The organism is Collinsella sp. CLA-SR-H006, from assembly GCF_040097075.1.
Lineage (GTDB): Bacteria > Actinomycetota > Coriobacteriia > Coriobacteriales > Coriobacteriaceae > Collinsella.
Map to the genome: position 1 here is coordinate 25,143 of NZ_JBBNPD010000008.1, position 23,138 is coordinate 48,280.

At 60.6% G+C, this 23,138-nt stretch carries 19 protein-coding genes; 9 read left to right on the forward strand and 10 right to left on the reverse strand.

Annotated elements, in window-relative coordinates:
- Position 1: 1 nt before the first annotated feature.
- From AAA069_RS05805 to AAA069_RS05815, 3 genes are all read right to left on the reverse strand, one after another.
- Entirely contained in the window at positions 2-928 is a 927-nt protein-coding gene (locus AAA069_RS05805; protein ID WP_349127799.1) for a transporter substrate-binding domain-containing protein, read from the reverse strand.
- Between the two features lie 293 nt (positions 929-1,221).
- Positions 1,222-2,115: an aldose 1-epimerase family protein gene (locus tag AAA069_RS05810; protein WP_217108334.1), complete on the reverse strand. Its 894-nt coding sequence runs from the start codon at positions 2,113-2,115 to the stop codon at positions 1,222-1,224.
- A gap of 113 nt (positions 2,116-2,228) precedes the next feature.
- The gene (locus tag AAA069_RS05815; RefSeq protein ID WP_349117102.1) at positions 2,229-3,098 is read right to left on the reverse strand and encodes a hypothetical protein; all 870 of its coding nucleotides are present in this window, start codon (positions 3,096-3,098) and stop codon (positions 2,229-2,231) included.
- Between the two features lie 251 nt (positions 3,099-3,349).
- Here AAA069_RS05815 and AAA069_RS05820 point away from each other — a divergent pair, with 251 nt between their 5' ends.
- Together AAA069_RS05820 and AAA069_RS05825 are read left to right on the forward strand one after the other, a co-directional pair.
- A complete protein-coding gene (locus tag AAA069_RS05820) occupies positions 3,350-4,600 on the forward strand; it encodes an MFS transporter (RefSeq protein WP_342996160.1) in 1,251 nt (416 codons plus the stop codon).
- Between the two features lie 45 nt (positions 4,601-4,645).
- The gene (locus AAA069_RS05825) at positions 4,646-5,092 is read left to right on the forward strand and encodes a low molecular weight protein-tyrosine-phosphatase (RefSeq protein WP_035138777.1); all 447 of its coding nucleotides are present in this window, start codon (positions 4,646-4,648) and stop codon (positions 5,090-5,092) included.
- A 186-nt stretch (positions 5,093-5,278) separates the two neighbouring features.
- Here the strand turns inward: AAA069_RS05825 and AAA069_RS05830 are convergent, their stop codons facing one another.
- The 3 genes from AAA069_RS05830 to AAA069_RS05840 form a co-directional block, all read right to left on the reverse strand.
- On the reverse strand, positions 5,279-6,640 hold the full coding sequence (locus AAA069_RS05830; protein WP_349127800.1) for an ATP-binding protein: 1,362 nt from the start codon (positions 6,638-6,640) through the stop codon (positions 5,279-5,281).
- A gap of 183 nt (positions 6,641-6,823) precedes the next feature.
- Positions 6,824-7,153 (reverse strand): TIGR04076 family protein, encoded by a 330-nt coding sequence (locus tag AAA069_RS05835; RefSeq protein WP_229077256.1) that lies wholly within the window; start codon positions 7,151-7,153, stop codon positions 6,824-6,826.
- The gene (locus tag AAA069_RS05840) at positions 7,146-7,970 is read right to left on the reverse strand and encodes a PfkB family carbohydrate kinase (RefSeq protein ID WP_349127801.1); all 825 of its coding nucleotides are present in this window, start codon (positions 7,968-7,970) and stop codon (positions 7,146-7,148) included. Before AAA069_RS05840 ends, AAA069_RS05835 begins: the two co-directional genes overlap by 8 nt.
- 580 nt (positions 7,971-8,550) lie before the next feature.
- Between AAA069_RS05840 and AAA069_RS05845 the strand changes: the two genes are divergently transcribed.
- Genes AAA069_RS05845 through AAA069_RS05855 form a run of 3 tightly spaced genes read left to right on the forward strand, consistent with a single transcriptional unit; the run spans position 8,551 to position 12,773 of the window.
- Positions 8,551-9,054 carry a MarR family winged helix-turn-helix transcriptional regulator gene (locus tag AAA069_RS05845; RefSeq protein WP_349127802.1) on the forward strand — a complete coding sequence of 168 codons (504 nt, stop codon included), beginning with the start codon at positions 8,551-8,553 and terminating at the stop codon, positions 9,052-9,054.
- The gene (locus AAA069_RS05850) at positions 9,047-10,861 is read left to right on the forward strand and encodes an ABC transporter ATP-binding protein (protein ID WP_349127803.1); all 1,815 of its coding nucleotides are present in this window, start codon (positions 9,047-9,049) and stop codon (positions 10,859-10,861) included. Before AAA069_RS05845 ends, AAA069_RS05850 begins: the two co-directional genes overlap by 8 nt.
- Positions 10,854-12,773: an ABC transporter ATP-binding protein gene (locus AAA069_RS05855; protein WP_349127804.1), complete on the forward strand. Its 1,920-nt coding sequence runs from the start codon at positions 10,854-10,856 to the stop codon at positions 12,771-12,773. The genes AAA069_RS05850 and AAA069_RS05855 overlap by 8 nt, the downstream gene beginning before the upstream one ends.
- A gap of 183 nt (positions 12,774-12,956) precedes the next feature.
- On the opposite strand, the gene AAA069_RS05860 is transcribed toward AAA069_RS05855, so the two are convergent.
- Together AAA069_RS05860 and AAA069_RS05865 are read right to left on the reverse strand one after the other, a co-directional pair.
- Positions 12,957-14,048 (reverse strand): GGDEF domain-containing protein, encoded by a 1,092-nt coding sequence (locus tag AAA069_RS05860; RefSeq protein ID WP_349127805.1) that lies wholly within the window; start codon positions 14,046-14,048, stop codon positions 12,957-12,959.
- A gap of 120 nt (positions 14,049-14,168) precedes the next feature.
- The gene (locus AAA069_RS05865; protein WP_349127806.1) at positions 14,169-15,047 is read right to left on the reverse strand and encodes a LysR family transcriptional regulator; all 879 of its coding nucleotides are present in this window, start codon (positions 15,045-15,047) and stop codon (positions 14,169-14,171) included.
- A gap of 233 nt (positions 15,048-15,280) precedes the next feature.
- On the opposite strand from AAA069_RS05865, the gene AAA069_RS05870 reads away from it, so the two are divergent.
- From AAA069_RS05870 to AAA069_RS05885, 4 genes are all read left to right on the forward strand, one after another.
- Positions 15,281-16,162, forward strand: a complete 882-nt coding sequence (locus AAA069_RS05870) for an SDR family oxidoreductase (protein ID WP_349127807.1) — start codon at positions 15,281-15,283, stop codon at positions 16,160-16,162.
- A 66-nt stretch (positions 16,163-16,228) separates the two neighbouring features.
- Entirely contained in the window at positions 16,229-17,485 is a 1,257-nt protein-coding gene (locus tag AAA069_RS05875; protein ID WP_117646283.1) for an MFS transporter, read from the forward strand.
- A 69-nt stretch (positions 17,486-17,554) separates the two neighbouring features.
- Positions 17,555-18,595 carry a Gfo/Idh/MocA family oxidoreductase gene (locus tag AAA069_RS05880; RefSeq protein WP_349127808.1) on the forward strand — a complete coding sequence of 347 codons (1,041 nt, stop codon included), beginning with the start codon at positions 17,555-17,557 and terminating at the stop codon, positions 18,593-18,595.
- A gap of 411 nt (positions 18,596-19,006) precedes the next feature.
- The gene (locus AAA069_RS05885) at positions 19,007-21,154 is read left to right on the forward strand and encodes a Tex family protein (RefSeq protein WP_349127809.1); all 2,148 of its coding nucleotides are present in this window, start codon (positions 19,007-19,009) and stop codon (positions 21,152-21,154) included.
- Between the two features lie 225 nt (positions 21,155-21,379).
- Here the strand turns inward: AAA069_RS05885 and AAA069_RS05890 are convergent, their stop codons facing one another.
- Together AAA069_RS05890 and AAA069_RS05895 are read right to left on the reverse strand one after the other, a co-directional pair.
- Positions 21,380-22,084, reverse strand: a complete 705-nt coding sequence (locus tag AAA069_RS05890; RefSeq protein ID WP_349127810.1) for a transaldolase — start codon at positions 22,082-22,084, stop codon at positions 21,380-21,382.
- Between the two features lie 193 nt (positions 22,085-22,277).
- Positions 22,278-23,105: an HAD-IIB family hydrolase gene (locus AAA069_RS05895; protein WP_349127811.1), complete on the reverse strand. Its 828-nt coding sequence runs from the start codon at positions 23,103-23,105 to the stop codon at positions 22,278-22,280.
- Positions 23,106-23,138: the final 33 nt, after the last annotated feature.

Genomic DNA, 23,138 nt, shown 5'->3' on the forward strand with positions numbered 1-23,138 from the left:
CCTATGCCGGCTGACGATCGAGGCACGCGTCCCACATTTGGTCGCGTTCCTCTTGGCTAATGCCCTTGAGTGTCTTGTCGATGAGTTTAAGTAGCTTGTCCGAGCCCTTGCGGCAGCCGACGTTTGCCGTGACCTCCTGCTTAAAGCCCTCGCCCTCGGCAAATTGAATCGGCACGATACCCGGGTTTTGGGCCATATAGCCCTTCTCATTCTCGGTGTTGTAGGTCACGGCGTCGCACGTGCCCTGCAGCAGGTTCGAAAACACCGTGGGGACGGAGTCGACCGGGTTTTTGTGGACGACGCCCGGGATCTCGTCGATGACGGTATCGAGCATGGTGTCCTTTTGGCCGAGCACCGTGGCGCCGCTAAAGTCGCTGAGCTTGGTGGCGTTTTGGTAGGGCGAGCCCTCTTTTACGAACAGGCCAAAGTAGCCGATAAAGTACGGGTCGGAGAAGCCGACGGACTCCTCGCGCTCGGGCGTAGCGCTCATGCCGGCGATGATGAGGTCGATCTGGCCGTTGTTGAGCGAATCGATAAGGCCCGAGAAGCTCTGCTTGACGGCAACGGGCTCGCCGCCGAGGGCCTTGCAGACGATCTTGGCGATCTGCACGTCGTAGCCATCGGCATAGGCGCCCTGCACGTTGTCGATGGGGATGGTGTACTCGCTGGCTTCGGAAACCTGCCAGTTGTACGGGGCGTAGGCCGCCTCCATGCCAATGCGGATCTTGTCCTTGCCGATCACGGAATCGGACAGGTCGTCACGACCGCCGCCCGTCGTGGGCTGAACTACCTTGAGCGTAGACGGGCGCTGGCAGCCGGCGAGCGCGCCGGCGACGACAGAAGCGCTCGCAGCGAGAGCACTACCCAAAAAGATGCGACGGCTGCATACCGGCTGTGGATGCGCGTCGCGTTGATGGGGAGAATGCATAATCTGCCTTCCCTGTTGAATCGTATGCTGACGACTTAACAGGATACCGCTCAGCGCTACCTCCAGCAAATGCATATATAAATGCATATATGCAAGTTTACGAACTGAAAACGATTGGTAGTCGTTGGAGACGTTCTTAAACGACTAGTCAAACAAGAACGTCCCCAACGACTAGGCATGAAAAAGGCAAGGCATAAACCTTCTGGTCATGCCTTGCCTTTTGAATGACAAATTGTCGCCCTGGGCGGCGCGCAGCGTCGACCGGCCCGCCGTTCATTAGAACGGCGGAACCTCTAGAGCAGGGTGACGCTAAAGCTACGTTTATCGGTAGCGCCGGGAGCCAAGGTGATGGTGTTGACCTTGTGCTCAAAGACGTCGTCCTCGGTGTCCATGGTGGTGTGACCGGTCCAGGGCTCGAGCGCCACAAACGGGGCGTCGTTGGCGGCAGACCACACGCCAATGTACTTAAAGCCCTCAAAGTCGATCTTGACGCCGTGGCCCGACTTGCGGCCGCGCAGCGTGAGCGTGGAGCCCGGGGTATCAGTGAACATGATGGCGTCGTTATCGAAGCTGCGGTGCGTGATGGGCAGCACGTCCGAGTTATCGGGAGCCTTGTAACTGCCCTCGAACGTCATAAGACCGTCGGGCGTGATGATGGGAGCCTCATTAGTCCAAGCCTCGGTAAACGCCAGCTCGTAATCCTCGAATGCCTCGTCCTCGGCACCGGGAGCCGGTACGTTAAACGCGGGGTGGCCGCCCACCGAGAACGGCAGGTCCACGTCGCCGGTATTGGTGACGGCAAAGGTCTGGGTAAGTGTGGCGTCACCAGTCAGGGCATAGGTCATGTTGAGCTTAAAGTGGAACGGGAACGCCTTGAGCGACTCGGGCGTGTCGGTGATCTCGTACGTTACCGAGGAGCCGTCCTCCGAAACCTCGACCAGCTTGTGTTCGACGATGCGCGCGAGTCCGTGGCGCGGCATCTCGCAGGTGCCGGCCGCAGACGTCGCCGTGTTGTTGCGCAGCGAGCCCACAATAGGGAACAGGATGGGCGCGTGCTTGCCCCAAAAGGCCGGGTCGCCCTGCCACAGATACTCGTTGCCGTTGAGGGCAAGGCTCGTGAGCTGGGCGCCCATGGAATCGATGGCCGCGGTGAGGCCGCCGCGCTTGATGGTAGTGACGGTAGACATGCTACTTCCTCCAAAAATAAACAATAGTGTCGAGGGCTATTGTCCCACTCTTGGCGGCGGGACGGGACAGCAGGCGATTATTGAGTAGTCATAGCGGAATGAGCGGCGAGCACCTACTGGGTATCCACGTAAAGGTCGAACCCGCCCTGCGGTGTGGTGTCGACCGTGTCGGGCGCCTGTGAGTTAAAACTCACGGGGACCATGCGCTTTGAGGCACGGAAGCGCGTGCCGTCGGTGGCGACGGGCGGTTCATCGACGGTGAGCTCGTAGTCGCCGGGCTTAAGTTCGATGCCGTCACCAGCGGAATTGACGTATTGATACTCGTCAATCGTCTGCCCTTTGAGCGTGCGCCCCACGATGTGGATGAGCATTTGGCTGTCGCCGCGCGCGGTGTCCCACGTCGCGCCGTCCTTGACCTCGACCGACACATGTACCGAGCGCGTGCGGCCGAGCGATTGCTCGATAGACATCTCGACCTTGGCGGCGTCTTTTCGCTGTTGTTCAACATGGCTCCAGACGTTTCCAATTACCGAGCATGCGATAACGCCGGCCATGAAGGCGATAAGGATGGGGCCGAGCGGAGAGCGACGTCCTGCATCTTCCTCGCGAGACAGATTGGGACGACGTGTGGGCGCGGGCGCCTGAGCACCCTGCGAGGGCACGTCGAGAATACTGAAGGATGCCGTGCTGTCGGGGTCGATGTTATGGCGCGGCTGCGGGGTCTTGGCCGGCGAGATGGACATGTCCGCCGGCTCACCGAGTGTGGCCGTGGCATCGGCCTTAGCCTCATCGGCCTCGGCTTGGGCCCAAGCCTGCTCAAAGGTCAGGGGCTCGGCGGCATCGGAGGCGGCATCAGGCTCGACAGCGGCATCGTTGCCGGTCTCGTCCTCGTCGCTCGACACGTCACGCGACGCGGGCTCGTCCCACTCCTCGTCCGGAGCCTCGCCCTCGCTATACCACCATTCAAAGTTATCGATATCCATACGGGGCGCCCCTTAGGCCTCGCAAATAAACACTCGCTAGTCTTATACCCCCAGACGGCACCGAAGCTCACCCGCGCCGGACACGAAAACAGTCACAACATTCGACGTTTTTCCTCGTTTTCGAGATTTTCATCGAATGTTGTGACGGTTTAGGCGGCAGCCACGCCGCGAATGTGACAAAGAGACTGTCCCTTTGTCACATTCTGTTAGAGTTGCAGGGATTGAATCCCGCTTATTCACGCGACATTGGAGTGACAACCTTGACCGCCGCAACCACGCCAAAAAGTAAGTCAACCGCCGCCGCGCTCTCCCCCGCGCGCACCAATCTTTGCCTGGCGCTGCTCGTGCTGTTGGGATTCTCGCTCGGCTGCTCCGAGTTCGTGGTCATCGGCATCGAAAGCGACCTAGCGACGGAACTCGGCGTATCGCTTGCCACCGCAGGCCAACTTATTAGCGTGTTCGCACTGATCTACGCTATCTCGACGCCGGTGCTCGCGCTCAGTACGGGGCGTTTTCGCCGCTACCAGCTGCTCGTGTGCTACAGCATCGTCTTTGTGCTCGGCAACCTGGTCATGGCGTTGGCGCCCAACTTCCAGGTGCTGTTCATCTCGCGCATCATCCTGGGCTCCGTCTCGGGCGCACTGCTCGCCGTGGGCGTGACGTACATCCCCGAGCTTCTGTCTCCGCAGCAAACTTCGCTTGCCATCTCGGTGGTATATGGTGCGTTTTCCGTGGCAATGGTCTTTGTCACTTCGATCGGCAAGTTTGTGGCCGACACGCTCGATTGGCACGTGGCCATGTACGGCACGCTGGCCTTTGCCGTTCTGATCTGCGGAGCGCTCGTGGCGTTTATGCCGCGCGCTGGGCAAACCGACGAGCCCGCCACTTTTCGCGAGCAGGCGGGTCTGCTACGCGAGCCGAGCATCATCACCGGCATGCTCATCTTTTTGTTTGGCGTGGGGTCGGTCTACGTTTTCTACGGCTACGTGACGCCTTATCTTGAGCAGGTGCTGGGCATGGGCACGGTCGAAGCCAGTACCACGCTCATGGCCTACGGCGTGTTCTGCCTGATCTCGAACATCCTGGGCGGATGGATCGATGCGCGCTTTGGCATGAAGGCGCTACTCGTGACGTTTGTGCTGCAGGCTGCAGCGTTACTCGGACTGTTTGCTGTGGGCGGCACCATGCCGCTCGCGCTGGTCTTTGTCTTTAGCCTGGCGCTGCTCATGTACCTGTTCTCGGTGTCGTGCATCACGCACTTTATGGACGTGGCACGCAGCCGCCATCCCAAGTCGATGGTACTCGCAAGTTCGGTTGAGCCCATGGCGTTTAACGTCGGCATCTCGTTTGGCACCGCAGTGGGCGGCACCGTGGTAAGCAGCGTTGGCATTGCATATGTAGGCGCAGTGGGTGCCGCGTTCTCGCTTGTGGCCTGGGTGCTTACGCTGGTGACGATTAAGTTGGCTCGCTGGGAACGCAAGAGGGCGATGGCGCAGGCGTAGATGCGATACTCGAGCTCGATGATGGCGATCGAAAGGAAACCGCATATGCAACGTGTACTGTTCATCTGCTATGGAAACATCTGCCGCTCGACGATGGCCGAGTCGGTGTTTACCGAGCTCGTGCGCCGCGCTGGGCGCGAGGCGGAGTTTGCCATCGATTCCGCGGCGACCTCGACCGAGGAGATCGGCAACCCGCCACACCACGGTACCGTTGCCAAGCTACGCGAGGTCGGGATTCCCGTCGTCGCACATCGCGCACGTCAGGTGCGTCGCGCGGAGTATGGCGACTGGGACCACATTGTCTATATGGACGACGAGAACGCCCGCGCCCTGTACCGAATTTTTGGGAAGGACCCCGATGGCAAGATCTCGCGCCTGCTCGATTGGACCGATCGCCCCGGCGACGTGGCCGACCCCTGGTACACCGGCAATTTCGACGCCACCTACCGCGATGTACTCGCCGGTTGCACCGCCATGCTCGAGCAGCTGTAGGCGCTCGGGCGGCGCGGGCACACGGGCCACGCCATCGGCATAAAACGAGCGTGGATTTTCTCCCACTTTGAGCGTTCGAGTGCGCTCTAAACGGGAGAAAATCCACGCTCGTTATCTCGGTGGGAGAAAATCCACACTCATGAATGTGACAAAGGGACTGTCCCTTTGCCACATCCGGGACCGGCCCTAGACCGGCTTGACCTCCAGCTTTATCCCCTCGGCGCAGGAGTCGCCCAAAACATCCGAAAGGGCCCAGGTCGCATATAGCGGCAAATAGAGAACCGCTCCGTTGCGCTCAACGTTGCCTCTCGAGAAAACAATCCCGAGCCTTACGCCATATTCAGCCGTATCAAGCACATGACCGAGCGCAGCGTGCGCGTGGTAATAGGAGCCCGATTTAACCTCGATCGGAACAGCCGTCCCATCCGGTCCGTCGACCACAAAGTCCACTTCACCGCGCTTTTTTGTCTGATAGTAGTAAAGCTGGCGATTTTGGGCAGCCAGCTGCTGGGCCACCACGTTTTCGTAAATGCCGCCCAGATTGGGCTCCTTGCTATCAAGATACGCCGCTTGGGCGACTCCAACGGGGTAGCGCGCCATCAACATGCCCGTATCCGATTGGTATAGCTTGAACTGCGATGGCCGTGCCGTCTTGAGCAGGGGCGACTTTGGCTCGGTTACGATATCGGCTTTGAGAGCAACGCCGGCATCGACAAGCCAGACAAAATCTCGCTGGTACTTCTCATAATGCGCCTTGGGGTCAATGGAATTGAGCACGAAACGCTTGTGTTCGCCCTCAAGCATAATGGGGAGCTGATCGTAGATGCTCTGCACCTGAAGGGCACGCCCGCTTGCATACTTGGAAATATCCCGTCGGTACTGTTCGTTGAGCTCTGACTGTAGCTGACGAACAGAGGCAAGGTCGCCCTGCGTGTCAAGGAAACGCTGCACGACCTCCGGCATTCCGCCGACAACGGTATAGGTCCTGAAGTTTGCCATCATCGCGTCATGAATGTAATCAGGAATGGGCCTCTCGCTGATACACGCGTTACGTATCGTTTGGCGAGCCCCCTCGCTCACCCCGGTTGCCCAGCAAAACTCCTCAAAATCGAGCGGGAACATCCTAAGCTCGTGGACATACCCCACGGGATAGGACCTGACGCCCTTGAACTGAGTCCCGAGCATTGACCCCGAAAACGCCCAGCGGCACCTCCCGTCCTCAACAAGGAACTTTGCCATCGTCATGATGTCGGGGGCCTCTTGGACCTCATCGATAAACACGAGCGTTTTGCCTGGTGCAATCGACTTTCCCGAAAGAAGCGTCACCCTGCTGATGAAATCATCGGCATCCCGCGCCTCGAGAAGAGCATCTTTTGCCTGGCGATTTTCCATGAGGTTAAGCTCGATGTAGGTTGCATGGTTGGCTTTGCCAAATGCGCGAATCGAATAGCTTTTGCCGATCTGGCGAGAACCCGTGATGAATAAGGCCTTTTGCTCGGTAGACTTCAGCCAACGCTCCAGCTCTGCCGCTATTTTCCTACGCAGCATAGGCTCTCCCCTCAATATCATCGAATGAAATGCAGAGTTTATATACTTGATTATCTATGAAATGCAGAGTTTTTAGAACCTAAAATCGGATGAAATGCAGAGATTTGATATTACAAGCATAATAGAAGGAGCACCATCGGCGAATGTGACAAAGGAACTGTCCCTTTGTCACATTGCGCTCAACTACTCGTCGACGATCTCGGCGAGCCAGACGTTGAGGGTATCGACTTCGGGGCAGCAGAACTTTGCCGTGCCGGGCTCGTTTCCAGGCACGGTCCCGCCATAGCGCAGGATATCGATATAGGGAAAGCCCACGTGGCAGGCCATGGCGCACATCTTGCCGCGATCTCGGTCAAAGTCAAAGACGTCGCCCGGCTTGTGACCGTGGTGGCAGCGGCACGCACCCAGCTGGTCCACGCAGCTCACGCGGATGCGCGGACGCTTGCCACGCGGCGCGCCGAGCGGCTTGTTCTCGCCCGCAGGCTTGATGCCGCCCTCGCCGGCGTTACTCATGGTCAATCACATCCAGGCAGGCCTCGATGGGAAGGCCAGCCGACTTGTCCTCTTGGCCGGCATTGCGCTCGATAAGCTCAGCCACCACACGCATGGCATCGGACGTCGCGCGCTGCAGACTCCAACCTGCCATAACGCGGCCGACGAGCACCGCCGAGAACGTGTCGCCCGTGCCCGGGAAGTAGACCGGAATGAGCTCAAAGGGAATCGTAAAGTACTCCCCCGCCACATGGTCGTAACCGATAACCGCGTTCGTGCCATTGACTACGGCGCTCGTAATGACCACAGACTTGGCACCCAGCTCACGCACGGCGTCCACAAGGGCGCGGGCCTCATCGGGCGTAATTTGCTCGGCGATAGGCCTATCGGCAAGCAGGCACGCCTCGGTATAGTTGGGCACCGCGTAGTCTGCGCACTCCAGCAGATGCCGCATAAGGCCAATCGTGGACTCGGGCACGCCCGCATAGAGCTTGCCGTTGTCGCCCATGATGGGGTCGACGAACACCTTGGTGCCCTTTTGCGCACGGCGGTGGCAAAAGTCCGAGATGATGCGCGTCTCTTCCTCGGTCACGATAAAGCCGGTCGAGATGGCGTCGAACTCAAAGCCGAGCTCCTCCCAGATGGCGAGGCTTTGGCGCACGTACTCGGTGGTGTCGTGGATGTAGAACTTGGGGTAGTTGAGCGTGTCGGAAACGAGCGCCGTCGGCAGATTATGGATACGGTAGCCCATGTGCGACAGCACCGGCAGCATGGCGGAAAGTGCGACCTTGCCGTAGCCGCACATATCGTTGATCAGCAGCAGCTGAGTGTTCTTCATGAGGGTCTCCCTTGGTTCGGGCGCGGCGCAGCAGCGCCACAGTGCGACTAAGTGTAGCGCAGGGGACGTTGCGAGCGGAGTCGAGCGGCACGAAGGGCAAATTGTTGCGGAAAGGTTTCGGAAACGAGGGGCTAGCTTGCTTCATTGCGGCTCATTTGCCGCCACTTATTCAGTGCCATTTCAAAACTATGCCGGATTACGGGGCTGAACCTGAATGAGCCAACCACACCCCCTATTTTCAAATCATAGCGAGCCTTCTACCTGCGGTTTTCTTTTTACCAATTTCGGCATGGTCGGCAATCCGTCGTTCAGCCCCGTAATCCGGCATAGTTTTTAAGTTAGTCGTTGGGGACGTTCTTAAATGACTAGGCAAACAAGAACGTCCCCAACGACTATCATGCCGCCGAAGTTGAAAGGCAGATTGCCGCTCTGGCGGGTTTGCAGCGTCGAGCCGTTACGCGGTTTGGTAAAACCGCGTAACCACTAGTTTGGTACCTTGACAATCAATCTATGCGCTCCTAAATTAGTTAGGCACAAAACAATTCATCTACCTAACTAAGGAAAGGAGCGAAGCTTAGATATGTGTGTTGAACCACTCGTCCTTCCGCATGAGCCCGGCGGTGACCCGTCGCAACCGGTAGACATACCCGAAGCGGTCAGCGCCGAAGACAAACTCGCCAAGCGCATCCTGAGCGGCCTGGGCTTTTGCGGCCATTACATGCATTTTCATGGCGGAGGCGTGTCCGGCAAGGCGCCCATCATCTGCCTGCTGGCCAAGCAGCCCGGCGGCGAGATGTCGCAGCAGGAACTCGGCATGCATTTTGACCTCAAGCCGGGGTCGCTTTCCGAGATCCTGTCCAAGCTCGAGGTCAACGGTCTCATCGAGCGCAGCCGTAACCCCAAGGATCGACGGCAACTCACCATTCGCCTGACCGAAACCGGCCGGGAAAACGCCCGCATCGACCAGGCGGCCCGCATCCGCTTTAGAGAACGGGCCTTTAGTGCCCTCACTCACGACGAGCGCGAGCAGCTCGCCGAAATGCTCGAGAAAATCCGTGTAACCTGGGAGGAACTGGATGATTAAAACCCTCATGGGCAGCATCCGCGACTATATGAAAGTCACTGTTGCCACGCCATTGCTCGTGCTTGGCGAGGTGCTCTGCGAGATGCTGATTCCATTTATCACCGCCAACCTGATCGACGCCATCAAAGACGGCACCACCGTAGCCGAGATGCTTCCCACCGCGGGCTTTTTGGTGCTCATCGCGCTGACATCGCTGGCTTTTGGCGCCGCTGCCGGCGTCACCTGCAGCCACGCGAGTTGCGGCTTCGCCAAGAACCTGCGTCACGACCTGTTCTACAAAATCCAGACGTTCAGCTTTGCCAACATCGATGAGTTCTCGAGCTCCTCGCTCGTCACGCGTCTGACCACCGACATCAACAACGTGCAGCAGGCCTTTATGATGATCATCCGTATCGCCGTGCGTGCGCCGCTGGTATTGATCTTCGCCTTTACCATGGCGTTTATCATGGGCGGCAGCGTTGCCATGGTCTACCTGGTCATCATTCCGCTGCTGGGCTTTGGACTGTTCTTTATCATCTTTAAGGTACGCCCCATCTTCTCGCGCGTGTTCCACAAGTACGACGCCCTTAACGAGTCCGTCGAGGAAAACGTCACCGGCATGCGCGTGGTCAAGAGCTACGTGCGCGAAGACTTTGAGAAGGAGAAGTTCGCCACCGCCGCGCGCGACGTCCAGATGGACTTCACCCGCGCCGAGAAGCTGCTCGCCTTTAACAACCCCATGATGAACATCTGCGTCAACGGCGCATTTGTCGTCATCATCTACCTGGGATCCAAGCTCATCATCACGAGCCAGGGCACGCTGTTCGACGTGGGCCAGCTCTCCTCGATCTTTACCTATGGTTTCCAGATCCTCATGAGCCTGATGCAGCTGTCGATGATCTTTGTCATGGTGACCATGGCCGACGAATCGGCACACCGCATTACCGAGGTGTTGGCCGCCGAGCCCACGATCGCCGATCCCGCCGAGCCCGTGCTCGAGGTTGTCGACGGTTCCATCGACTTTGACCACGTGAGCTTTAAGTATTCCGCGCATGCGAAGCGCCAGGCGCTCGACGATATCGACCTGCACATTAAGAGCGGCGAGACCATCGGCATCATCGGCGGCACCGGCTCGGCCAAGTCCACGCTCGTAAACCTCATCGCCCGCCTGTACGACGCCACCGAGGGCACCGTGCGCGTGGGCGGCGTGGATGTACGTGACTACGACCTGGACGCCCTGCGCCACCAAGTGGCCATGGTGCTGCAGAAAAACGTGCTGTTTAGCGGCACCATCGCCGAGAACCTGCGCTGGGGCGACCCGAACGCCACCGACGAGGAAGTCCGCGAGGCGGCACATCTGGCCTGCGCCGATGAGTTTGTCGACGGCTTCCCCAAGGGCTACGACACCTGGATCGAGCAGGGCGGCTCCAATGTTTCCGGCGGTCAGAAGCAGCGCCTGTGCATTGCGCGTGCCCTGCTGCGTCGCCCCAAGATCTTGATCCTGGACGACTCCACCAGCGCCGTCGACACCAAGACCGACGCCAAGATCCGCGCAGGGTTGGCAAGCTATCTGCCCAACACGACCAAGCTCATCATCGCCCAGCGCATTAGCTCCGTGCAGGATGCAGACCGCATCATCGTCATGGAGGGCGGCCGCATCGCGCAGATCGGTAACCACGACGAGCTGCTCAAGACAAGCGAGATCTACCGCGAGACCTTTACCTCGCAAAACAAGATGTCTGCCGAGGGCGAAGGAGCCGTCGAGGCCAACACCGAGGCATCCGTAACGCAAGCTCAGACCCAGGAAGGAGGCGAGGCACATGAGTAAGGCAACGACCGCCGAGCGCGCGCTCAACCGCAAGGGCGGCACCATGTCGCGCCTCATCAAGACGCTCTTTGGCTTCTACCCCGTGCTTTTGCCCCTCGTCGTTGTCGGCGTGGTGCTCTGCGCCATCATCAACTCCATCGGTGCGACCTTCCTTCAGAGCGCTCTGCAGATTATTAGCGAATCGTGGCAGTCGGGCGATTGGACGACCGCACAGCCCAAGATCGCACAGCTCGTGACCACCCTCGCCTGCATCTACGGCATCGGCATCCTGTCTTCGCTCTTCTGGAACCGCGCCATGGCCATTGTCACGCAGGGCTCGCTGGAGAAGCTGCGCGAGAAGATGTTCAACCGCATGCAGGACCTGCCGATTCGCTACTTCGACACGCACCAGCGCGGCGACATCATGAGCCACTACACCAACGACATCGACACGCTGCGCCAGATGATCAGCCAGTCGCTGCCCAACCTGCTCATGACGACCATCGTCATCGTCACGGTGTTCTTTATCATGCTGTACTACAGCGTTTGGATGTGCCTGGTCATTGTGGCAGGCGTCGCCTTTATGACCTTTATGACCAAGCTGCTCGGCTCCAACTCCGCGCGCTTCTTTATTGCGCAGCAAACCGAGCTCGGCGTGGTCGAGGGCCACATCGAGGAAGTCATGAACGGCCAGAAGGTCGTCAAGGCATTCTGCCACGAGTCTGCCGCCGAGGCCGATTTTGACGAGCGCAACGAAAAGCTCTTCGAGGTCTCGCAGAAGGCCAACATGTACGCCAACATCCTCATGCCCATCCTTATGAACCTGGGCAACCTGCTCTACGTGCTGGTCGCACTGGCAGGCGGCATTTTCCTGGCGCTGGGCGTGCCCAACCTGAGCATCTCGGGCATGGCGCTGTCCATCGCCGTCGTGGTGCCGTTCCTCAACATGACCAAGCAATTCTGCGGACAGATCGGTCAGATCTCGCAGCAGATCAACGCCGTGGTCATGGGCCTCGCCGGCGCCGACCGTATCTTTGAGCTCATCGACGAGAAGCCCGAGACCGACGAAGGCTACGTGACGCTCGTCAACGCGCAGGTGAACCCCGATACCTGGCAGCTCGAGGAGGCCGACCACCACACCGGCATGTGGGCGTGGAAACATCCGCACCGCGCAACCGGCGAGATCGAGTACGTGCCGCTGCGCGGCGACCTGGTCATGGACAACGTCGACTTTGGCTACACGCCCGACCACGAAGTGCTGCACGGCGTGTCCGTGTTTGCCAAGCCGGGCCAGAAGGTCGCGTTTGTCGGCGCCACCGGTGCCGGTAAGACGACCATCACCAACCTCATCAACCGCTTCTATGACATCGCCGACGGCAAGATTCGCTACGACGGCATCAACGTCAACAAGATCCGCAAGGCCGATCTGCGCCGCTCGCTGGGCGTGGTGCTGCAGGACGTGAACCTGTTCACCGGCACCGTGATGGATAACATCCGCTACGGCAACCTGGATGCGACCGACGAGGAGTGCATCGCGGCGGCCAAGCTCGCGGGCGCCGACGACTTTATCACCCGCCTGCCCGACGGCTACGACACGATGCTCACCGGCAACGGCGCCCAGCTGTCGCAGGGCCAGCGCCAGCTGATTTCGATCGCCCGCGCCGCCGTCGCCGATCCGCCGGCAATGATTCTGGACGAGGCCACGAGCTCCATCGACACCCGCACCGAGGCCATCGTGCAGGCCGGCATGGATAAGCTCATGGAGGGCCGCACGACGTTTGTCATCGCGCACCGCCTGTCCACCGTGCGCAACTCCGACGCGATCATCTGCCTGGACCACGGCCGCATCATCGAGCGCGGCAACCACGACGAGCTGATCGCCAAGCGCGGATATTACTACCAGCTCTATACCGGAGCGTTTGAGCTGGAGTAGTTCGGCCCGCCGAGATGGCCGATTTGCCGCTCATTCGTCGGGCATGACCCTAAGGTCAATGCCCTCCTCTTTCGGGGCAAATCGACTCATCTCAACGACCCAAACACAATGCGCCGCAACGAATAAAGCCTCCGCAGCCACACGGGCTGCGGAGGCTTTTCTATGCCCTCTGTTGTTACAAGTTTACCGTTCCTCGCGTTGCAGTCCGGCTGCCTCAGCTGTCTTTACACGGTTCTTATCGACGTACATGTTCTTGTCGGCCTGGGAAAAGAGCTCGCGCATCGTAGGCGGTTCATCAAAATCACTGGAAAGCGCATAGCCCACCGCATAGCTAATAGGCATGTCGGGATGAGTCTCGGAATACTCGTTCACGTTCGCACGAACCCGAGCGAGACAGGACTCCACGGCAGCTCGATCGGCATCCCACAGCACCGCGATAAACTCATCGCCGCCGTCGCGACCCACAAAGCAGGTCTCGGACGCCACACGCCCCAGCTGCCGGGCAAAAGAGCGAATGTATTCGTCGCCCTTCTCGTGACCAAAGCTGTTATTGACCGTATGCAGATTGTTAAGGTCGAAGACGCACACCGCAACGGGCGCCTCCGCGGAGACAGGCTGCTCCTGCCCCAAGATCTCCTCGCACTTGTTCTTGTTGGGTAGTCCTGTGGCTTCGTCGAGATAGACTTTGTTCTGCAGCTCGCGATTGAGTGCGGCAGTTCGCACCGCGCGAACAAGTTCAACCGCAAAGGCCGCCACCAATCCCATGATGTCGATGATCACCAGGCCCTCGAGATAGTTGAGCGCCGACGCCTTCTCCTGAGAGTAGTCCTCTGCGAGTCGCGTAGCATCGTCGCAAATGCCAAAGAACTCCTCGCTCATGGAGATGATGTCGGTGTTCTCATAGCCGACTTCGCGCACGCGGATGATCTCGGTGCAAAGCTCATCAAAATAATTTGCAAGCTCGGTCATTTTTGCCTGATACTCATCGTCGTTGAGACGGACGAGGATGAGGTCGTCACTTCCGTAACGCAAACCGTTAATGTATGAATCCACGGCTTTGAGCAGGCCATCTTGAGGCTGGCCCGCGTCCTCGAGCTTAACGATTCGCTGCGTGGTACCGCGCACCAGACCGGCGTAGTTGACCACGCGCGCCGTGCCCTGGATATCGGAGACGAGCAGCATAACGTTGATGAAGAAGAAGATGAGAACTGCCGTGAGCACCATCATGAGCAGGCGCACCGCCTGGCTGGCCTTCTTGGCGACAGAAGTATTCACAAGTTCAATCCCCCAAATGGCAAAAGAGTAGGTGGCGCATAGCGTCTTGTAAATCATGCGGGGTCAACTCTACCAGATGATTTTTCTAGGACGGGGATTAAAGAATCATCGACACGATAGCTATTTGAGAAGCTGGGCCATGGCGTTGACGAATTTTTGGACTTGGAGGGTGGGCTCGAGCGGGTAGTGCAGAAAGACCGGCACCTCGCGGCCGCAGAGGAACGGCACGCCCACAAAGGCCGGGTGCACCCCCGACCATGCGCCGCAGGTGAGCACCGCGTCGCCCTTTTCCTCCGCCTCGTTAAAGAGCGCAAAGTCAAAGCTATCCACGTCGATCACGTCCACGCCGCCGTCGGCCAACAGGTCGATGCGCAGGCTGTCCATGGCGTCGTTGCCGTGGCGCAGTACGCGCAGGCGCATGCCCTCCAAGTCGGCAACCGTGATGCGCGTCTTGCGCGCCAGCGGGCTCGTGCGCGGCAGGTCGATATAAAACGGCACGTTGACAATGCGGAGCTTTTGGCAGGTGTCGCCCCAGCGCGGAGTCGAAAAACTCGACTGCACCACATCGACCTCGCGACCAAGGCTGCGCATGACGGATTCGCGCTCGTCATAGAGGTCGCTTACCGGCACGATCTCAAATCGCAGCGACGGCTCCAGCTCGTGCACGCCCGCCCACATCGAAAGCGTCTGACGCCCCGGGCACATCATCGACACGCCCAGGCGCACGGCACCGCCGTCACCCGCCGCACGTCGGGCACGGCGCAGGGCGTCCTCGGACTGGCGCATGATCGAGCGCGCATCGTCCACCAGCAGCGCGCCCGCCGGCGTCACCTTGACGCCCGAGTGCGAGCGTTCGAACAGCGTGATGCCGAACTCGGCCTCGAAGCCCGATACCTGCTTGACGAGTGCCGGCGTCGACACTCGCAATTTTGCCGCCGCACGCGAGAAGCTTCCCAGCTCCGCGGCGGCCGATATGGCCTCAAGTCGTCGATCGTACACGTCAATCTCCCGTTTTAGCGCCCGTGGCCACATGGTGCCACAGGGGGTTGTTTTCGCAGGTCACGCGCTCAATTGAGAATAAATTGCATCGCACGGTGTAAACCTACGGTTAACACCATTCTAACAAATATGCAATTCACCTGCGCAAATGCAAAGCATACGATAACCAGCGAAAACCACGTGGGTCGATTAATGAGAACGACCCACCGGGAGGCACAAGAAGGGAAGTTCCTATGAGCAACTGGCTTAAGCTCGAGGGCGATGTTTGCGCCGTGACTGGCGCGCTCGGCGGTATGGGCGCCGAGATCTGCCGCGAGTTCGCCCGCAACGGCGCCAACGTCGTCCTGCTCGACCTGGACGAGGAGAAGGTCAAGGCCGCAGCCGCCGACCTCGCTGCCGAGTTTGGCATCCACGCCGAGGGTTACAAGATGAACGCCACCGACGAGGCCGAGGTTCAAGCCGCCGTCGATGCCACCATCGCCGACTTCGGCCGCGTCGACGTCCTCGTCAACACCGCCGGCATCCTGCGCTTCGCCGCCATGGAGGACCTGCCGCTGAGTGACTGGGAGCAGGTGCTCAACGTCAACCTCACCGGTTACTTCATCACCTCGCAGCGCTTTGGTCGCGAGATGATCAAGGCCGGCCAGGGCCGCCTGGTGCACATCTCGACCGTCGCCAGCCACTCCCCCGAGACGTTCTCGGGCGTGTACAGCTCCACCAAGGCCGGCGTCAACATGATGTCCAAGATGCTCGCCGCCGAGTGGGGCCCCTACGGCGTCCGTTCCAACTGCGTCGAGCCCTGCTTCGTCAAAACTCCGATGTCGGCCAATTTCTACGCCGACCCCGAGGTCGAAAAGAGCCGCAGCCGTCTGATCGCCACGCGCCGCATCGGCGAGGTCAGCGATATCGCCAACGCCGTCATGTTCCTGGCGTCCACGCGCTCGGACTTTACCACCGGCGACGCCATCAAGGTCGACGGCGGCTTCTCCAACATGATGGGCGACCTCACCGCCAAGCCCGGCGGCCGTCGCGCCTATGCCGACAACTATCTTAAGAACAAGGGTGTCGAGCTTTGGTCCGATGAGTCCGGCGTCGCCAAGCCGACCGACCAGTAAACCAACCTGACGAGGAGGCCCCGCGGACACGCCCGCCCCTCCCCCGTATCGATTAGAAAGAGTCCAATGGCTTCCACCAACTCCAACAAGGGTCGCGCCGTCGTGCTTTCCGCCGCGTGCGTCACCATGTTCTTCATCAGCTCCATCGCGCTGTATTCCGTCGTGAGCAAAAACCTGCTCGCCGTCTACCCCGAGTGGTCGAGCGCCCTTACCTGGGCTTTCCCGGTCTTTCAGACCATCATGGCCGTGACGGGCATCTTCGCCGGCCGTATCTCCGATAAGATCGGCCCGCGCAACGTCGTAATCGCCGCCGCCGTGTGCTACGGCCTGGGCTGGTTCATGTCCGGCACCGTCACCGAGCCGTGGCAGTTCTACCTGTGGTTCTCGCTCGTCGCCGCCATCGGCAACGGCCTGGGCTACAACCCCGCGCTCACCACCGGCCAAAAGTGGTTCATCGACAAGAAGGGTCTCGCCTCCGGCATCACCCTCGCCGCTTCGACCGCCGGTCCCGCTGTGCTGTCCCCGGTGCTCGCCTCGCTGCTCATCCCGAGCCTGGGCATCTTTGGCGCCCTCAAGGCACTCGGCGTCATCTTCTTTGTGACGATCGCCGCCTCCGCCCTGTTCCTGAAGGCCCCCGAGGCCGGTTGGCTGCCCGAGGGCTTCGAGGCCCCCAAGGGCGGCGCGCATGCCGGCACCTTCGGCGACCTCACCCCGGGCGAGATGGTCAAGACCCCGCGTTTCTGGGTCCTCATCGTCACCTTCGCCTTCGCCGCCACCGCGGGCACCCTGCTCGTGGGCAAGGTTGCCTCCATCGCCGCCGTCCAGCTCTTCGCCGACCCCACGAGCGCCGCGGCCGTCGCCCTCGGCGGTGTGGTGGTCTCCGTCAACACCTGCGCCAACCTGGTTGGCCGCCTGTCCTTTGGTCAGATCATCGACAAGCTCGGCGCCTACAAGTCGCTGCTCATCAGCCTTGTCGTCACCATCGTCGCGCTCGTCATCATGTCGATGAGCTTTACGCAGAGCATGTTCTTTGTGGCGCTCGCCCTGCTCGGCTTTAGCTTTGGCGCTCTGCTCGTCATCTACCCGCCGCTCACCGGTGGCGCCTTTGGCACCAGCAACATCGGCGTCAACTACGGCATCATGTTTTTGGGCTACGCCGCTTCCACCTGGATCAGCCAGCCCATCACCGCCGTGCTGTATCACGCCGAGGCCGGCAGCGCCGCCTACCAGCAGTCCTTCTACGGCGCCATTGTGATCGCCGCCATCGCCGTCGTGCTCACCGTCTACATGATGGTCTCCGACAGCAAGAAGAAGTCCGCCTAGTTTTACCGATGCGACAAAGGGACAGTCCCTTTGTCGCATTCCACCGGTCACCAGTATTAAGGAGTCGAAATGTCTGAGCTCAACCCCGTCCGCATTGCCGTTATCGGCGCCGGCGCCATGGGCCGCAACCACATCCGCTTTGTCACCGAAGAGCCCGAGGCCGAGCTCGTCGCCATCGCCGACGCCTTTGAGGGCGCCCGCGCCACGGCCGAGGCCGCCGGCGTGCCGTTTTACACCGATCCCGCCCAGATGATGGACGAGGTCAAGCCCGAGGCCGTCATCATCGCCACCCCCAACGACCTGCACCTGGGCGTTGCCCGCGAGGCTGTGAAGCGCAACATCGTGCCGCTGGTCGAAAAGCCGATCTCCAACGATCTCGAGGATGCCCAGGCCTTTGCCGCCGAGACCGAGACCGCCGGCGTGCCCGTGCTCGTGGGTCAGCACCGTCGCCACAACCCCTTCGTCAACAAGGCCAAGGAAATCATCGAGTCCGGCGAGCTGGGCAAGCTCACCGTGTCGAGCTTCCACTACATGATCTATAAGAATGACGAGTATTTCGATGTCGAGTGGCGCCGCAAGAAGGGTGCCGGCCCGATCCTGGTCAACCTGGTGCACGACGTCGACCTGCTCCGCTACCTGCTGGGCGAGCCCGTTGCCGTCCAGGGTATGCAGTCCAGCGCCGCCCGCGGTTTTGAGACCGAGGACTCCGCCGTGGTCAACGTCCGTTTTGCCGACGGCGCGCTCGCGAGCATGACCATCTCTGACGCCACCGCCAGCCCCTGGAACTGGGAGGTGACCGCTCGCGAGGATCCGCAGTACCGCCCCTTCGACGCCGACGCCTACTTTATCGGCGGCACCAAGGGCGCCCTTTCGCTGCCCCGCCTGCACCAGTTCTCCTACGACGGCGCCTCTAACTGGCACAAGCCGCTGCAGATGGAGATTCCGGCCGTGGACCCGGCACTGCCGCACAAGATGCAGCTCAAGCACTTTGTGAAGGTTGTCCGCCGCGAGGTCAAGCCCGTCGTGACCCCCGCCGATAACGTCAAGACGCTCACGCTTCTCAACGCCATCAAGGAGGCCGCCGAGACCGGCCAGCTCGTCGAGCTGTAATGCCTTAAGAGCGACCGCGGCAGAAGCCCCATGCCGAACCCTTCGGTCCGCCACCAATAAGCCCCTCTTCTTTGCCCCGCGAGCAGCCTCCTGCCCGTGGGGCATTTTGCTACCTTGCCGACGATTTTTCTGGGGCAGGGGCCATTTTGCGCCTCAGCTTGGTTCGTGCGCCACGAAATGGGCCTATCTACTACGTTTAGCCGACCACCCTCAACCATGCCGAATTTCGCGAAATAAAAACCGCAGGTAAACGGCTTGCCGATTTTCGGAAAACCCAGGTATGGTCAGCCCCTACGGGTAAAACGTAGTAGATAGGCCGTTTTCGTGGCGCGGCCCCAAAACAGCCTTTTGGGACGGGTGGTATCCTTGGTAGCCCTGTGTTGCAAACGCACCTTAAACGCAAGGAGTCCCATGGATCTTATCGCCCAGCTCGCCCGCGAGCTCAACCTTAAGGCCGCCAACATCGAGGCGGCCGTCAAACTCATCGACGAGGGCAACACCATCCCCTTTATCTCGCGCTACCGCAAGGAAGCAACGGGCGGCATGGACGACGTCGCCCTGCGCGCACTCGACGAGAGCCTGTCCTACCTGCGCAATCTTGAACAGCGCAAAGAGGACGTCATTCTGCTCATCGACGCCCAGGGCAAACTCACGCCCGAACTCGAGCAGCAGATTCGCGAGGCCACGCAGCTCCAGCGTGTCGAGGACCTCTACAAGCCCTACCGCAAAAAGCGCATGACCCGCGCGCAGAAGGCCCGCGAGGCCGGCCTGGAGCCGCTTGCCAACATGATCATCATGCAGGCCTCGGCCAAGGGCAGCGCACTCGACGCTGCCGCGGCATACGTCAACGAGGAGGCCGGCTTCGACACGCCCGAAAAGGCGCTCGCCGGCGCGGCGGACATCGTGGCCGAGACGGTGGCCGAGGACCCCGAGAACGTCGCCGACCTGCGCGCCTTTACGCAAAACACCGCCGATATCGTCGTCGAGGCGACCGACCCCGCCGAGAAGACTCCCTACGAGCCGTACTACAGCTATGATGAGCCGCTGCGCCGCATCCCCAACCACCGTGTGCTGGCTATCGACCGCGGTGAGCGCGAGGGCAAGCTCCGCGTGCGCGTGAACGTCGACGGCGCCGCCGCCACGGCACGCCTCGGCAGCCGTTGGCCCCGACGCCAGGGCGTCTTCGCGCCCGTCTTTGACGCCGCCATCGCCGACGGTTACAAGCGCCTCATGGCCCCCTCGCTGGAGCGCGAGGCCCGCGCCAAGCTCACCGTTCGCGCCCAGACCGAGGCCATCAACGTCTTTGCCAAGAATCTCGAGGGCCTGCTCTCGGCGCGCCCCGTGCGCGGCGCCCGCGTGCTCGCGCTCGATCCGGGCTACCGCACCGGCTGCAAGGTCGCCGTCATGGACGAGACCGGCAAGCTACTCGACCACGGCGTGGTCTACCCCACCAGGCCGCGCCACGACGTCGCCGGCACCAAGCGCGAGCTCGCCCGCCTCGTCAAGAAGGATGGCGTCAACACCATCGTCATCGGCAACGGCACCGCCAGCCGCGAGACCGAGGAAGTCGTCTCGGAGTTCATTGCCGAGCAGGCGCCCAGCCTTCGCTACACCATCGTTAACGAAGCCGGCGCATCGGTGTACTCGGCTTCCGAGCTCGCCAGCCAGGAATACCCCGACCTGGACGTCACCGTGCGTGGCGCCATGAGCCTGGGCCGCCGCCTGCAGGACCCGCTGGCAGAGCTCGTCAAGATTCCGCCCCAGTCCATCGGTGTTGGCCAGTACCAGCATGACCTTGACCAGGCCGAGCTCTCGCGCACTCTGGGCCACGTGGTGGAGGACGTCGTCAACCGCGTGGGCGTCGACGTCAACACCGCGAGCGCGAGCCTGCTGGGATACGTATCGGGCATCACGCCGAGCGTGGCCAAGAATATCGTGGCCTACCGCGAGGAAAACGGCGCCTTTACCGATCGCCGTCAGCTTAAGAAGGTCCCCAAGCTGGGACCCAAGGCATACCTCAACGCTGCAGGCTTTTTGCGCATCAGCGGCGGCAAGAACCCGCTCGACGCGACAAGCGTCCACCCCGAGAGCTACGAGGTGGCCACGTCCGTCCTGGAGCGTGCCGGCGTTGCGGCAAGCGAGCTCAGCCGTGGCGGCGTGCCCGACATCGAGCGCCGTCTGGGCAGTATCTCGGCGCTGGCAAGCGACCTGAACTGCGGCACTCTCACGCTCATCGACATTGTCAACGAACTCAAGAAGCCCGGTCGCGACCCGCGCGACGACGCACCCGAGGTGGTCTTTAGCCGCTCGGCGCTTTCCATCGATGACCTGGAGCCCGGCATGGAACTCAAGGGCACGGTGCGCAACGTTGTGGACTTTGGCGCCTTCGTCGACGTGGGCGTGCACCAGGACGGCCTCGTGCATATCTCAAAGCTGGCCAACCGCTTTGTCAAGCACCCGAGCGACGTGGTGCGCGTCGGTGACACGGTCAAGGTGTGGGTCGAAAAGGTCGATCGCGACCGCAAGAAGATCTCGCTCACCATGGTACAGGGGAAGTAAACCGCCAAAGCAGGGGTACCCCCTGTAGTGACGTGCAAAATCGCGAGTATTCTGCAAATTCCACCGTTCCGGATGCCCCTCAGAGACGAAAAAGCAAAAAACAGCCCCCGTTTTAGCGTCGTCAGAGCCAAAACGGGGGCCGTTCCATGCTTCGGTTAACTGATAAAGACCTTTACCTTGCTGAATACTCGCGATTTTGCACGTCGCTACAGGGGGTACCCTTGCTTACGGCAGAATATGAAAGCCGAGCGAGGCGATATCCTTGGCAAAACCGCGCACGGTATCGAGCGAGACCTCGTACGGGTCACGGCCGATGTTCTTGCGCTTGGCCAGGATGCTGTTGGGCACCGTGATGATCTGGCAACCGCAGGCCTCGGCCTGGTAAATGTTGATAAGCTCGCGCGTGGACGCCCACAGGACCTCGCAGTTGGGCTTGGCGGTGGCCTTCTTGACCGACTCCGTCATAAACGGAATGGGGTCGACGCCGGTGTCGGCGATGCGGCCGGCAAAGAGCGAGATGATGGACGGCGTCTCGGCGTCAACGGCCTCGACCATCTCATCGACCTGCGTAGGTGTAAAGATGGTGGTGACGTTGACCTTGATGCCGTCGGCCGAAAGCTTGCGGACCAACTCGGCGGTGGACTCACCCTTGGTAGTCACGCACGGAATCTTGACGTAGACGTTCTCGGCCCAGGTAGCAATCTCGCGGGCCTCCACCTCCATGGTCTCGACGTCGTCGGCAAAGACCTCAAACGAGACGGACACATCGGTGATGTGGGTCAGGACCTCCTTGGCAAACGCGCGGTAGTCCGTCACGCCACCCTTCTTCATAAGGGACGGGTTGGTCGTGAAACCCTGAACGTTGCCGTTCTCGTACATGTCGAGCATGCCCTCGAGGTTTGCACCGTCAGCGAACACCTTGATTGCCATCTGCCTGATTCCTTTCGTTTGCACACGGCCGATAAACTGCTAAACACTTTACCTATGTTTATCAAGGCGTGAGCTGCGGGTTTTTATCTTCTCGGCGAACGGTATAAACACCTCAGTGTTTGGATTGATAAATCGATTGAGCATGCAAAAGCAAGGAGTCGCAGTTTGAGCAAACGTCAGAACGCGGGATTCATTAGATGAGGCCGAAATGCTGCATGGCGGTGACGGTGCCGTCGTGTGCGACATCGTCGGTCACGTAGTCGGCGACCGCCTTGACCTCGGACATGGCGTTGCCCATGGCCACGGCTGTCTCGACGGCAGCGAGCATGCCCAGGTCGTTGCCCGAATCGCCAAAGCCAAAGGTGCGCGCATTTCCCTCGCGGCCCAGATACGCCAGCGCTCGCGCCACGCCCACGCCCTTGTCAATGCCCTTGGGGCTCAGCTCGCGATTCTGACCACCGGTGTTGCACAGCTCAAACTCGCGATCGATAAAGCCATCATCGTTGACTACGCGAGCCAGGTCGCTCGCGACGATGCCTACCTTGCCCACGCGCAGACTGCCGTCGACGCGCATTTCCTCGGTGCTGTGCACCACAGAAGTGCCGATCAGAGACGACTGCTCAACACCCGCGGGTTCCAGGGCAAAAGTAGCCACGTTGGTCTCGAAAAAGGCCTCAATCCCTGCCGCGGCCATACGGCGCGCAAGCTCCTCGATAACGTCCTCGTCAAAGCAGTCCTCATGCACCACGCGGCCCTCGACCTCGAGCGTCGCTCCCGCCATGGCAACGACACCCGCCGGGTTCAGCGCGCGCAGGCCATCGGCAATCAGCCACAAGGGACGACCCGTGCAGATAAATGCATGGTGTCCCGCGTCGCGCAGACGATGAAACGCCTCGACGACCGCCTGCGAGGGGTGAACCGCCGAAAAGTCCTTGTCGGTCATGTTGTCGGGATCGAACGACGTCAGCGTGCCGTCCACGTCAAAAAAGAGCACGGCGGAATCGGGGCACGCATCAATCATATGGGTTCCTTTCGGGGGCGAGAGTAAACGAAG